Raw genomic sequence first — 12,171 nt, 5'->3', positions numbered from 1 at the left:
CGCATGGCTATGCAAAGCCCCCCTCCCAACTAGCACTCCATCACCTTGCGTCAGTCGCGGATCGCCTGGTCAGGCCGGGATCGGTTGCCACGTGAGCCGGCCGTCGACCGCCCTGGGCCTGAAGTAGCCGACGGCGCCGCCGGTCTCAAGGGCGTCGGCGGTGGCCCGCAGCAGCGCGTGGTGCGAGCGGATTTCGACGTCCGCCGGCCGGAAGTCCAGGCCGCCCGCGCCGTCGGTGTGACCGACATCACGCCGCACCGAGTCGACCACGAGGTGGCCGCCCTGGTCGTCGGAGCCGAAGGGGATCATGCGCCCGTCCCACCACTCCGTCCGCGGGTCCCCGGTGCCGTCGGCGTCGTCGGTGCCGCACAGGGCGCGCCAGGCGTCGCGGATCTCCCTGACGCTCATGCTCCCGGTGTCCAGGAAGCCGAACCCCCGGGTGCCCTCCAGCACGCCGGCCCCGTTGTGCCGCAGCAGCGAGGCCCTCAGGTCGTCGGGGAAGCGCAGGCCCATCTGCGCCTCCGCCACCGCGATGGTCCGCGCCTTCGCGGGCCGGCCCAGCGCGCGGTAGCTCTCGGGCGCGTTGGCCCGCAGCCACGTCTCGATCCGCCGCCACTGCCGGTTCACGGCCCGGGTCACCTTCGGGTCGACCGCACGCACGCGCGGGGTCGCGGGCGCCGGCAGGCAGTCGGCGTCGGGACGCGTCTCGGGCCCTTCCCCCTGGTCCTCGGACAGCATGAGGAAGGCGTCGTCCGCCATCGAGTCGAGGCGCGGAGCCACGATCGGCTGGGCCGGTTCCTTCGAGAAGACCGCGGACTCCATCAGATAGGTGCCGCCGGCGAGCACGAGCAGCGCGATCCCGGCGACGGCCCAGCGGGTCAGCGTGCGCCGGGTGGGCGGGTCCAGCGGCGGCCTGGGTTCGCGCGGCTCCAGGAACCTGGCCACCGCCGGGCGGTCGAAGACGCTCGGCCTGGGCGCGTAACGCTCCAGGTCCTCCGCCGTGGGGGTGCCGAGGATCGGCGCGGGCGGCCACGGCGCCTCGGCCTTCGGGGGCGGGGGCTCGACAGCCGCTTCGGTCGTCTCGACCGGCCTCGTACGGGAACGCACGAGCAGCACGACCACCGCCGCCGCGACGGCAGCCGACAGCGCAAGCCAAACCCCACGAGAAGTGATCAATCGCCGCACGTCCGGCAGATTATCCGGAATCGATTCGTCCAGCGCTCGAAACCGGCACGGCTTCCCCGTACCGAGGCCCGCCCGGACGGCCGGACGGGCCTCTCCGGGATCAGGTGCCGTCGATGAGGCGGATGGCGAGGGCCGGGCTGAACTGGCCGGCCGGGAAGTCGGGGGCGATGCCGCAGTTGCCGTCGGAGTCGCCGGGGATCTTCACCCACAGCAGCATCTCCGTACCGCCGTCACCGCCGAGCTGCGGCGGCGTGCCGATCTGGCGGCCGACCGGGTTGCACCACTCGCCGTTGGAGCCCTTGCCGTTGCGGCTGGTGTCGATCACCCACTTCGCGCCGCCGCCCAGAGCGCTGTTGACGTTGGACGCGTACGTGGCCGACTGAGGCGTCGTGTAGTAGTTCGAGACGTTCACCGCGAAGCCGCGGATGTTGCGGACGCCCGCGTTGCCGAGCCGCGTCGCCATCGTCCCGGCCGGCACCCAGCCGGCGTTGCCCGCGTCGAGATAGGCCCAGGTGTTGGGGGCCCGGTCGCGGAGCTGCTCCGTCGCGTACGTGAGCATCCGGTTGCGCGCCTGGACGGCGGCGTCGTCCATGCAGGCGAAGTCGCCCAGGGAATCGGGCTCGATGATCACGATCGCGGGCCGGTCGCCGATGCCGGACGCGAACGCGGAGATCCACGCCCGGTACTCGGCCTCGCTGCCCGCCCCGCCGCCGGAGTGCCCGCCGCACGCGTCGCGGCCCGGGATGTTGTACGCGACCAGGACCGGGAGCTTGTCGGCCGCGTCCGCCGCGGACACGTAGGAGGAGACGACGGCGCCGACGTCACCGCTCCAGCCGCCGACCCAGCGGGCCATCGGCCTGGACGCGATGGACGACTGGATGCGCGCCGCCCGTGAGTCGCCGGAGTTGTCGCGCACCCAGGTCGCCGGGTTGGAGTTCGGGTCGACGTAGAAGCCGTTCGTCAGCTCGACCGGCCCGGAGCCGCCGCCCTGCTCGGTCAGCGAGACGTTGTCGAGGAAGAAGCTGAACCCGGCGTTCCTGCCGAGCTGGAACGTCACCTGCCCGGTCGGGGTGCCGAGGCCGGAGGTGAAGGGGAAGCTGAAGCGCTTGCTCGTCGTGGAGAGCGCGATCGACCTGGTCAGCGTGTTGGTGTACGGGGCGTCGCCCAGCTGCACGGTGGTGACCGCGGTGACGGCCGCCGAGGCCGAGGCGTCGAACGAGAGGGTGTACGACCTGCCCTGGGTCAGGGGGATGTCGTTCTGGGCCACCATCGCGTCCCACGGGTTGGCGGTGCCGCCGGTCACGCCGACGCGCAGCCTTCCCGTGTCGACGGCCATCGAGGTGTTCGCCGAGTTCCACCAGGGCGCGGTGCCGGCGGCGAACGTGCCGTTGACCACCAGCTGGGGCGCCGCGGCGGCGGGGGCAGCCGACAGCGCGGTCATGGCCGTGGCCACCGCGATCACGCGGGTTAACAGTCGCACGGAGTACTTCCCTTCCGGGTGTCCTGAAGCTCGCGGCTCCAATATCACAGAGATCCACAAATTTCGTGACAAGTCGTGAAAAGTCACCATCACGCCCGGCGGCCAAAAGTGGAGTGAGCCCCAATTTCCCAGTAGGTTGCACCCATGGACGGACTGCGGGAACGCAAGAAACGGCAGACCCGGCAGCGCATCTCCGACACGGCCGTGGCCCTCTTCGTGGAACGCGGGTTCGAGCAGGTGACGATCGCCGAGGTCGCGGCGGCGGCCGAGGTGTCGGTCAACACGGTCTACAACTACTTCGACGCCAAGGAAGACCTGGTCCTGCCGCCGGAGGAGGCGTCCCCTGACCGGCTGGCCGAGATCGTCCGGCAGCGCGGGCCGGGCGAGTCGGCGGCGGCCGCGGTGCTCGCCCGCCTGCGCGAGGAGGTGCGCACCCGCGAACGCCGGGTCGGGCTCTCCCCCGGATTCGGCCGCGTGCTGGAGATGATGCGCGCGGCGCCCACGCTGACCGCCCGCCTGGAGGACCTCGGCCGCCGGATGACGGAAGCGCTGGCGGTCGTGCTGGCCGAGGAGACCGGCACGTACCGGGACGACCCGCTCCCCCGCGCGGTCGCCTGGCAGCTGGGCGGCCTGCACGCGCTGATCATGAGCGAGATCGGCGGACGGACGGCGGCGGGCGACGACCCCGACGCGATCGCCGACGCCGTCCTGAACCTCCTGGACGTCGTGGAGAGCCTGCTCGGCGACCGGGTCCTGAACTACGCCGTACGGGCGGAGCCGCCGCGCCAGGAGTGACGGCCGCTGGATACTTGCGGGCATGGTCATCGTCGACGCCGTCCTGGAAACCTACGACGCGGTGGACTTCACCGCCTGGCCGATCGCGGAGCCGCCGGGCGACCACCTGCTCACGCTCTCGGGCCGGATGTCCCCCGCCGAGGTCGCCCTGGCCATGGCCGTCGTCGTCAGCTACAACGGCCTCCCGACCTACCTGACCCCGGCCGCCCTCGACCAGCATCTCGCCGACGCCGGCGCCCTGACCGCCCCGGGCGGGCTGCGCTTCCACGACACCGTCACCGGCGTCGTCGTCTCCCCCGGCTGCTGCTTCGGCCTGGAAGAGTGGCGGAGCTGGTGGGACGCGACCCGAGGGCAGGAGATCTGGCTCGGCCACGACCCCACGCCTCAGATCACGCACACGGGGGACGTCATCCACCTCCGCCAGGACGACGAGGCCACACCCGTCGAGCTCACCCGCGGCGAGCTCTCCAGCCTGCTCACCACCGCCCAGGCGCACCTCGCCGGGTTCCTCGACCTCGCCGGCGACTGGGCCGAGGCCACGCTTCCGGAGGTCGCGCAGCCGCTCGTCTCAGCCCTCGACGAACACCTGGGAATCTCCTCGGCCGCATAGCCCACCACCGGCGGAGATCGTTATCGTGTGCCATGCCCTGAACGCCGGACGTGAGGACGACCGTTGAAGCGCGACACCCGGACACGTGGCAGTGGAGCCCGGACTCTCGTCGTCCTCGGATGGTTCTTCCTTCTCGTGGGCGGCTGCGCGGTCCTCACGGGCGCGACGGTGCTGGTGCTCGGGCTGGTCGGCATCGGCCTGGGCTGTCTCGTCACCGCCGTCGTCCTCGCGGTCGAAGATCTCGCCCGCCGTACGCCCCGGTGATCCCGCGGTCGATCGCCGCGGGGCCGCATCGAGAGGATCCGTGATGCCTGTCCGCTCCGTCGTGTTGCTGATCCTCTCGCTCTGCGTGGGCGGGCTCGCGGCCCTGGTGCTGTTCCACGACTCCGACCTGGTGCTCCTGAACGACCAGTTGAACCATCCGTTCGCGCTCGGCGTGCTGGCCTGCCTGCTGATGGCGTGGGCCGCCGTCGGACTGCGGCGGAAGTGGTTACGCGTCCTGGTCATGGTCCTCGCCGGGCTGGGCACCTGTTTGGCGCTGCTCGGGGGATCGGTCTCCTTGATGTTCGGCTCCGTCGAACAGCTCGGCTTCGTCGACGGGCCGGCCCCGTACCGGATCCGCGTGCAGCAGTCGGCGGCCGGGCTCGGGCCGGACGCGATGGTGTGGCTCAGCGTCCGCAGGGACGACGGGCTGCTCACCAGGGAGTGGCATCTCGGCTGCTTCAACGACGACGACCCCGGCGACGGGTTCGACACGGTCACGTGGACCGGCCCGCACGCGGTCGAGATCCGAGTGAACGACGGGCGGACGTTCCCCGTCGCCCTGGACCCCGCCTCGGGCCGCCCGAAGACCACCGCCGACGTCAACTGCTGACGGGTCGTCTCTACCGTACGGGCTGCTCCCGGTCGAGTCGTGGGCCGACGTCGGGGAAGGAACCGTCGCCGAACAAGACACGGGCCGCCAGCGCGCGACCGGCGCCGCCGCGCAGCGCGGCCACCGCCGCCTCGGCCACGGCCGGCGACCGGATGCCGGCGAACGCCCTGCGCAGCAGCAGGCGGCCGCGGAACCGGCCGCGCAGCGCGCCTCCGTCGTACCGGCCCAGCACGCGCTGATCCCCCGTACGCGGATAGTCGGCGGCCACCGAGGCGGCCAGCTCCGACATGCGCAGGCAGGGGTCCAGCCCGCCGGCCGTCAGCGGGGACACCGCGCCCGCCGCGTCACCGACGAGCAGCCCGGCGGGGCACACGAGCCGGCGCAGCACGCCGCCGACCGGGATCGGCCCGCCCCGGCGCTCGACCGGACCCGCCGGGGCCGGGCGGCCGGGCGCGTCCGCGGCGAAGGCGTCCAGCAGGTGGCGGATGCCGGGGCACGTCGCGTCCGGATAGCCCGCGACGCCGACGTGCGCGTGCCGGCCGTCGTCCACGACCCACCCCAGATAGCCGGGGGCGACCCGAGGATCCAGCACACAGTGGAACGCCGGGGCGGCGGCGCCCGGCGCGATCGGGTGGACCAGCTCGGCCCCGACCAGGAAGCGCCGGTTGACGTCGAGACCGAGATCCCGGGCCACCCGGGAGCGGGCCCCGTCCGCGCCGACGACGAACCGGGCCCCCACCGGCTCCGCCCCCACGAACCGCACCGACCGTCCCGCCGACAGGCCGTCGTACCGTACGCCCAGGACGACCCGGGCCCCGGCCGACTCCGCCGCGTGCCGCGCGTGCTCGTACACGCCCGCCATGTCGGCCACCCGGTACTCGTCGCGCTCACTGGTCAGCCGGATCGGGGACCGCCGGGACGGCGGATACAGCAGCACGTCCCGGATGGCGGGCCCGAGCAGCCGCTCCGGCAGGTCGAAGTCGTCGAGGGTGCGCCGTACGAAGATTCCCGTCGTCCGGATGCCGGCCGACAGCGACCTGCGCCGGTCGACCGCCATCACGTTCAGCCCCCGTAGCGCGAGCAGCCGGGCGGTGTTCAGACCGGCCAGGCCCGCACCCACGACGAGCACGTCCACTGTCTGCATGTTCTGGACGCTAGGTGTCATGCCCGGCGCGTTCGACGTTTTGCACGCTACCCGCCCGATACCTCCACAACGCCGCCACATTCCCTGGGTGATGTCACTGGCGGGGGTCGCTGTCTCGTCTAGAGAGTGAACGGCGATATCGGTCAAGGAGTGAACGATGAACCTCGCTTTGTGGATCGCCGCCGGCCTGCTGGCGGCGGTGTCCCTGGGTGGCGGCCTCACCAAGACGTTCGTGCCCAAGCACAAACTGGCCGCGGCCCAGGGCGGAGGATGGACCGACGACGCCGGCGTCGGCTTCGTCAAGACGCTCGGCGTCCTCGAACTGCTGGCGGCGGTGGGCTTGATCCTGCCCGCGCTGGTCGGCATCGCGCCCGTGATGGTGCCGGTGACCGCGGTCTGCTGGGTCCTGCTGATGATCGGCGCGATGATCACCCACGGGCGGCGGGGCGAGTTCGTGCTCGTGGGGCTCAACGTGGTCTATCTCGCGGTCGCGGCGTTCATCGCGTGGGGCCGCTTCGCGGTGGTCCCCTTTTGAGAAGCGTCGCGGGAGGATCCGGTATGAGCAGAGCTGAGGAGTTCGAGGCGGTACGGCCGCTGCTGTTCTCGATCGCCTACCGGATCCTGGGCAGCGTGAGCGAGGCCGAGGACGCGGTCCAGGAGACCTGGGTACGCTTCGAGGCCTCCACCGCCGCGCCCAGGTCGGTACGTGCGTACCTGTCGGCCGCGGTGACCCGGATCTCGATCGACGTGCTGCGTTCGGCCCGGGTCCGGCGGGAGGAGTACGCCGGGCCGTGGCTCCCCGAACCGCTGCTCGACGACCCGTACGAGGATCCGGAGCGGTCGGCGGAGCTGGCCGACTCGGTGTCGATGGCGGCCCTGCTGCTGCTGGAGCGGCTGTCCCCGCTCGAACGGGCGGTGTTCGTGCTGCGGGAGGTGTTCGACTTCGGCTTCCCCGAGATCGCGTCGGCCGTGGACCGCTCGGAGGCGGCGTGCCGGCAACTGCTGGTGCGGGCGCGGCGTCACATGGCCTCCGGGCGGCCCCGCTTCGAGGCGGACCGCAAGGAGCGGGCGGAGCTGACGTCCCGTTTCCTCGACGCCCTGCGCGACGGCGACGTCGCCGCCCTGCGGGCCCTGCTGGCCGCCGACGTGTCCATGGTCGGCGACGGCGGCGGCAGAGCCCCGCAACTGGCCAAGGCCGTGAACGGCGCCGAGACCGTGGCCCGGCTGCTCGCCACCGCCTTCCCCCGGATGGCCGGCGTCGGCGTGACAGGTGAACCCCACGAGATCAACGGCCAGCCGGGGGCGATCTTCCGCGACCGGGACGGCAGGGTGCTCCACACCGTGGTCCTCGACGTGCTCGAAGGGCGGATCCAGACGATCCGCGCAGTGATCAACCCGGACAAGCTCGGGCACGTGGGCCCGGTGGCCGACGCCTGGGCGATCGACCGGGCGATCCGCCGCCCACCCCGCTGACCCCGGCCGCCCGGCGGCGCCTCACCTCATCCGATCCTCCATCAAGTCCCAGAAGGATCGGTGACGGATGGCGCCGGCCAGCCACGGCGCGATGTACCAGGCCTCCCACTCGCCGTCAGGGGTCGTGACGCGGGGGTTGAGCAGGAACTCCCCGTCGTCCCAGCGCCCGACGAGAAGCGTGTCAGGAAGGTACTCGGGCCGCAGGTTGACGCAGTCCTGCTCTTCCCCGTACACGAAGTAGAGGTCGTCGGGCACGCTCCACGACGATCCTTCCTCCTCGGGCGGCGAGCAGACCTCGATCAGATGAGGGTCCAGGTCACGGAGCCAGCCGACCTTCGCGGCCGGCCACACCGCGTAGTCGTCGGCACCCCAGCCGTCCGCGAACAGGAGAAACTGCCGGTAGCTCCGCGGCAGGCCCACACCGAGCCGCTCCTCCAGCCGCCTGACGTCCTGCTCGCCGGCCGGTGGGTGGAGACCGCGTTCCAGGTCTCCGGCGTTCGGTCCCTCCGCCGGGAACAGCTCGGACCATCCCCGGCCTGACCCGTACGTCGTCACTTGACCACCCGTCCCGTCGTCTTGCCCCCGTCCAGAGGCACGGCCAGGCAGTACACGGTCCTGTGCCGGGGCCAGTCCTCCTTGGCCGGCCCCAGCCCCCACAGGCCGATCGCGTCGCCCTCGACGCGCATCCTGGGACCGCATCCGTCCTGCATGAGCCGCGCCATGTCCGCGCCAGGGAACGGCCCATCCGGAAGGACGTAAATGGTGGCGAACTCGGCCGCATGCGGCACGTCGCACGGCACGACGGTCACCGTGAACGTCGTGGGCAGGGGCTCGATGCAGTCGCCGGGCCGGAGTTCGGTGGCGTGAAACTGCTGTGATCGCGCCGGGGACGCGGCGGATCCGGACTCGACCGGCGCCGCGCCCCCCGCGCCCCCCGCGCCCCCCGCGCCCCCCGCGCCGCCCGCGCACCCCGCGAGCCAGAGCACTGAGCAGATTGCCGTCAAAGATGCGCGAACCATCGCGCAAGATTGGCAGCTCTGGATCACGACCGGATCGCGCCTCGGCCGTCATGCCTCCCGGACGCTGATGGCGGCGCACGGGTGCCGGGGCGCCTCGACCTCGTCGACCAGCGCGATCGCGAAGTCCGCGTACGAGATCCGGCTCGTCGCGTCGGCGTGGTCGGCGATCGCGTACCGGCCCGTACGCGTGCCGCCATGGTCGAAGTCGCCCGCGGGCGCCACGTACGTCCAGTCCACGTCGGAGGCCCTGAGCTCGGCGAGGCCCGCGGCGTGCCCCAGGAAGAAGGCGCGATACTCGCTGGGATAGCCGGGCTCGTCCATCAGGGGAGCCCCGGACGCCCCCGGCATGATCGACGCCAGGCCGACCACCACCAGCCGGGGCGCCGCCGCCTCCACCAGCGCGCGGGCCGAGGCGGTGAAGAAGTCGTGCGGCGACATGGTCAGGTCCGCGGCGGCGCTGATGGCGGCGTCGTGCCCGGCGGCCGCCCGCCGCACGCTCGCCGGGTCGGTGACGTCACCCGCCACCACCCGCACGTCCCCCAGGTCGCCATGGCGCGCCGGATCACGCACCACCGCGGTCACCTCGTGACCGCGCCGCCGCGCCTCCTCGACCGCCCGCCGGCCGGCGCGCCCACCCGCGCCGAAGACCACGATGCGCATCCCGATCGCCCTTTCACCAGGGCCGGAGCCCTGACGCCCGGCCGTTGCCCGGACGCTATCGGGGACCCCGGTTACCGCCGGGATACCGGTTATCGTGAGGTCATGAGGGAACCCCTGCCCGCCGACATGTTCGACGAGTTGTGCCCGTCCTCGCTCAACCCGATCCGCTTCGGCGACAAATGGGCGCCGCTCATCATCCGCTGCCTCGAATCCGGGCCGCGCCGGTTCTCCGAGCTCCGCGTGCCGCTGCGCCGCGTCACCCCGAAGGTCCTCACCCAGTCGCTGCGCTCCCTCGAACGCGACGGCCTGGTCGAGCGCACCGTCCACGCCGCGGCCACGCCGCATGTCGAGTACGCGCTGACCCCGCTCGGCCGCAGCATGCTCGAGCCGATCGCGGTGGCCTGCGCCTGGACGGCCGAACACTGGGACGAGCTCCTCGACGCCCGCGAATCGTACGTCCTGCGAACCTCGGGCAGCGGCCGGAAAACGTAGTCGATGCGGGGACCTCAGCGATCATGACCGCGCACCTCCGGCCTGTTCGGCTTGACAGATGATCTAGATTGCCCGAGATTGGTGCGTCCCTCTGATCAAGCTCAGGAGCCCGTGATGAAGCGGACTGTCGTGGGTGCGGTCCTGCTCGCGGGCCTGGTCCAACTCGCCGCCGCCCCCGTTCAGGCAGCGTCCGGAACCGACCCGGTGAACGCGCTCCGAGCCGCGTTGACCCGCGGCAAGGGCGTGAACATCGTGTCCACCACGAAAGTCGATCACGGTCGTGGCGTGTACTACACCGCGGACATCGACGGCACGGTCGGGTTCGGGCCGGGCGGCGAGATCGCCTCTGACCTGTCCCAGCGCCTGCGATCCAGCGCGACGGTGAGGGACGCTCTGAAGAAACTCGGCATGTACGAGGACTTCGCCCTGGAGGAGCTGCCCCTGAGGGTCATCTCGTCAGGCTCCGACGACTACGTCTCGGGCCCCCGATTCGCCGGCGTGCTGCCGCGAGGCACGACCTGGGTGCGCTACTCCCACACCGACCCGCCGACCAGCAACCCCCTGCTGGAGATCCTGGAGCCGGCCACGCTCAAGACACTGCTGGCCCACCGGACCTCCTGGCGAGGCGGCGTGGTGAAGGGCACGATCAAGGCCGACAAGCTGGTCAAGGTGTCCGACTCCTTCGCCTCACGCTATCGCGGCTACTCGATCGGCAAGCCCGTCAGCATCATCTCCTACACCCTCCGCCTCGACTCGGCCGGACTGGTCGAGCGCGTTACGGCCAAGGGCGTCCTGCACCACTGGAAGGGCTCCGTGCTCCGCGTCGAGTCGAGCACCCGCTACTCCGCCTGGGACCGGCCGGTCACCGTCGCGCTGCCCCTGGAGAGCGACGTGCTCGACCATGGGCGACTCGAAGGCAAGGTGCCCTACCAGGTTCCTGGCGTCTGGAACTAGCGCCAAAAATGCATTGGACTCCAAAATTGGAATAGACTCCACTGATCCGCGGAGGGTTGCGCGCGCAAGCGCCGGCCCAAACAGCCCACAGCCTGCTCGGCCATGCCGTACGAGAGGAATGAGCAGTTGTTCAGGGTAACGATCAGAGGGAAGTTCACCGGGCTCGACGACGCCGGGCGGGCCGCCGTCCTCGCCACAGGCGGCACCGCCTACACCGAGGCCGGGACGTTCACCCACGACCGGAGCGTGACGGCTTTCACCTTCCGCTGTCAGGTGCCGGCGGGTCCCGACGACGGCCAGGACGAGGCGGCGCTCGGCGCGATGGCCGCGCTGGAGGCGCACGGGCATCCGCATGAGATCCTGCGGCTCGCGGTGACCGACATGCGCGACATCAAGATCCGCCCCAGGGGACGCAGGGTGTGACCGACGCTCACGGGTGTCCTTCGCCTATCGCCGCCTCCTCCAAGGCACGGAAAGACACCCGGGTCGCGGCCGGAACGGGATCGCGGACGTATCTCTTCGCCTCGGACCCCGGGACCACCCGCCGATGCTGGATCTCGAACTCCGGCGCCCATTCCTCGAGCCGTACCTCCGCACGCCAGTAGGAGCGAATGAGCACCAGACCGAGCTCGTGCCCCCGCACGCATGCGCTCCGGCAATATCCGAGCAGGCGGCTGGCCACGACCGTGACGCACGCCTCCTCGCGCATCTCGCGGCGAAGGGTCTCCTCGATGGTCTCCGTTCCTTCGGGCCGGCCGGCGGGGAAACCCCAGTGCTCGCCGTCATGGCTGATCAGCACCAGCTCATGGGCAGCCGTCACGCAGATGCCGGCGGCTCCGTGCGGCCTGCCTTCCTGAGGGTCGTCGACAGGATGCCACGACACCTGCCAGTCCTGGCCGTTCGCGTGCGCCGGCATCCGCTCTCCGTCACGGGCGGGAACGATCGACGTCATGTGGCTCTCCTCTTGACGCCCCCACTCTGCCTCAGCTCCTAGCGTGGTCGGCAGCTGCCGATGCGCCCCACCGCTTGGATCGCCGCGCAGGTCCAGACCCTTCAGCACCTCTCAGGCGACCGCGTCACCCTCGGCGTCGGGATCGGCGGCTTCCCCGGCTCGCCGTTCTGGCGTGCGGTCGGAGCGCCGCTCCAGGGTCGGGGTCGCCGGGCCGACGAAGCGTTGCGGGCGTTGCCCGGCCTCATCCGTGGTGAGGCGACCATGGTGGGCGAGGACGAGGTCACGCTCGGCCCTCCCTGATCAGCGCAGCCGCCCTGGCCGAGAAGGTGGTACGCCCACGCGAGCTCGCCCACGAGCTCGGCCGGCCGGTCCCGTCGATCACTCTGGGCGGACACGCGATCCTCGTCGACAACGCCGCCGCCGTCGCATCCTTCACCCGCGAACTGGTGGACGGGCACGGCATGGCGCCGGAGGAAGCAGGTCCGGGCGGCTGGATCGGACGACCGCTGAGGCCAGGCTGCCTCGCTCACGCG

17 protein-coding genes are annotated in these 12,171 nt (G+C 71.7%); 10 read left to right on the top strand and 7 right to left on the bottom strand.

Annotation, left to right across the window (positions count from 1 at the left end):
• Positions 1–69: 69 nt before the first annotated feature.
• Positions 70–1,185 (bottom strand): SMI1/KNR4 family protein, encoded by a 1,116-nt coding sequence (locus ACGFI7_RS33185; RefSeq protein WP_393411568.1) that lies wholly within the window; start codon positions 1,183–1,185, stop codon positions 70–72.
• Positions 1,186–1,285: 100 nt separating this feature from the next.
• Positions 1,286–2,665 carry a glycoside hydrolase family 6 protein gene (locus tag ACGFI7_RS33180; protein WP_393411566.1) on the bottom strand — a complete coding sequence of 460 codons (1,380 nt, stop codon included), beginning with the start codon at positions 2,663–2,665 and terminating at the stop codon, positions 1,286–1,288.
• Positions 2,666–2,809: 144 nt separating this feature from the next.
• Between ACGFI7_RS33180 and ACGFI7_RS33175 the strand changes: the two genes are divergently transcribed.
• From ACGFI7_RS33175 to ACGFI7_RS33160, 4 genes are all read left to right on the top strand, one after another.
• The gene (locus ACGFI7_RS33175; RefSeq protein WP_393411564.1) at positions 2,810–3,460 is read left to right on the top strand and encodes a TetR/AcrR family transcriptional regulator; all 651 of its coding nucleotides are present in this window, start codon (positions 2,810–2,812) and stop codon (positions 3,458–3,460) included.
• 22 nt (positions 3,461–3,482) lie between these two features.
• Complete coding sequence (locus ACGFI7_RS33170) at positions 3,483–4,070, top strand: hypothetical protein (protein WP_393411562.1); 588 nt, start codon at positions 3,483–3,485, stop codon at positions 4,068–4,070.
• Between the two features lie 63 nt (positions 4,071–4,133).
• On the top strand, positions 4,134–4,334 hold the full coding sequence (locus tag ACGFI7_RS33165; RefSeq protein ID WP_393411560.1) for a hypothetical protein: 201 nt from the start codon (positions 4,134–4,136) through the stop codon (positions 4,332–4,334).
• A 43-nt stretch (positions 4,335–4,377) separates the two neighbouring features.
• A complete protein-coding gene (locus tag ACGFI7_RS33160; RefSeq protein WP_393411557.1) occupies positions 4,378–4,944 on the top strand; it encodes a hypothetical protein in 567 nt (188 codons plus the stop codon).
• A gap of 10 nt (positions 4,945–4,954) precedes the next feature.
• Here ACGFI7_RS33160 and ACGFI7_RS33155 read toward each other — a convergent pair whose 3' ends face one another.
• The gene (locus ACGFI7_RS33155; RefSeq protein ID WP_393411555.1) at positions 4,955–6,088 is read right to left on the bottom strand and encodes an FAD-dependent monooxygenase; all 1,134 of its coding nucleotides are present in this window, start codon (positions 6,086–6,088) and stop codon (positions 4,955–4,957) included.
• A gap of 157 nt (positions 6,089–6,245) precedes the next feature.
• Here ACGFI7_RS33155 and ACGFI7_RS33150 point away from each other — a divergent pair, with 157 nt between their 5' ends.
• Both ACGFI7_RS33150 and ACGFI7_RS33145 read left to right on the top strand, forming a co-directional pair.
• The gene (locus ACGFI7_RS33150) at positions 6,246–6,623 is read left to right on the top strand and encodes a DoxX family protein (RefSeq protein ID WP_393411553.1); all 378 of its coding nucleotides are present in this window, start codon (positions 6,246–6,248) and stop codon (positions 6,621–6,623) included.
• A gap of 23 nt (positions 6,624–6,646) precedes the next feature.
• The gene (locus ACGFI7_RS33145; protein WP_393411551.1) at positions 6,647–7,561 is read left to right on the top strand and encodes an RNA polymerase sigma-70 factor; all 915 of its coding nucleotides are present in this window, start codon (positions 6,647–6,649) and stop codon (positions 7,559–7,561) included.
• A gap of 21 nt (positions 7,562–7,582) precedes the next feature.
• Here ACGFI7_RS33145 and ACGFI7_RS33140 read toward each other — a convergent pair whose 3' ends face one another.
• The 3 genes from ACGFI7_RS33140 to ACGFI7_RS33130 form a co-directional block, all read right to left on the bottom strand.
• Complete coding sequence (locus tag ACGFI7_RS33140) at positions 7,583–8,116, bottom strand: SMI1/KNR4 family protein (RefSeq protein ID WP_393411549.1); 534 nt, start codon at positions 8,114–8,116, stop codon at positions 7,583–7,585.
• Positions 8,113–8,547: a hypothetical protein gene (locus ACGFI7_RS33135; protein ID WP_393411546.1), complete on the bottom strand. Its 435-nt coding sequence runs from the start codon at positions 8,545–8,547 to the stop codon at positions 8,113–8,115. Before ACGFI7_RS33135 ends, ACGFI7_RS33140 begins: the two co-directional genes overlap by 4 nt.
• A gap of 81 nt (positions 8,548–8,628) precedes the next feature.
• Entirely contained in the window at positions 8,629–9,240 is a 612-nt protein-coding gene (locus ACGFI7_RS33130; RefSeq protein WP_393411544.1) for an NAD(P)-dependent oxidoreductase, read from the bottom strand.
• A gap of 102 nt (positions 9,241–9,342) precedes the next feature.
• Here ACGFI7_RS33130 and ACGFI7_RS33125 point away from each other — a divergent pair, with 102 nt between their 5' ends.
• The 3 genes from ACGFI7_RS33125 (at position 9,343) to ACGFI7_RS33115 (ending at position 11,109) form a co-directional block, all read left to right on the top strand.
• Positions 9,343–9,732 (top strand): winged helix-turn-helix transcriptional regulator, encoded by a 390-nt coding sequence (locus ACGFI7_RS33125; RefSeq protein ID WP_393411542.1) that lies wholly within the window; start codon positions 9,343–9,345, stop codon positions 9,730–9,732.
• Positions 9,733–9,846: 114 nt separating this feature from the next.
• Complete coding sequence (locus ACGFI7_RS33120) at positions 9,847–10,686, top strand: hypothetical protein (RefSeq protein WP_393411540.1); 840 nt, start codon at positions 9,847–9,849, stop codon at positions 10,684–10,686.
• Between the two features lie 102 nt (positions 10,687–10,788).
• Positions 10,789–11,109 (top strand): DUF6204 family protein, encoded by a 321-nt coding sequence (locus tag ACGFI7_RS33115; protein ID WP_393411538.1) that lies wholly within the window; start codon positions 10,789–10,791, stop codon positions 11,107–11,109.
• 7 nt (positions 11,110–11,116) lie between these two features.
• Here ACGFI7_RS33115 and ACGFI7_RS33110 read toward each other — a convergent pair whose 3' ends face one another.
• A complete protein-coding gene (locus ACGFI7_RS33110) occupies positions 11,117–11,638 on the bottom strand; it encodes an NUDIX hydrolase (RefSeq protein WP_393411536.1) in 522 nt (173 codons plus the stop codon).
• A gap of 60 nt (positions 11,639–11,698) precedes the next feature.
• On the opposite strand from ACGFI7_RS33110, the gene ACGFI7_RS33105 reads away from it, so the two are divergent.
• A complete protein-coding gene (locus ACGFI7_RS33105) occupies positions 11,699–11,938 on the top strand; it encodes an LLM class flavin-dependent oxidoreductase (RefSeq protein ID WP_393411534.1) in 240 nt (79 codons plus the stop codon).
• Positions 11,939–12,171 lie beyond the last annotated feature (233 nt).

The organism is Nonomuraea sp. NPDC048826, assembly GCF_043198225.1.
GTDB lineage: Bacteria > Actinomycetota > Actinomycetes > Streptosporangiales > Streptosporangiaceae > Nonomuraea.
This window is presented reverse-complemented; position numbering and strand designations above follow the sequence as displayed.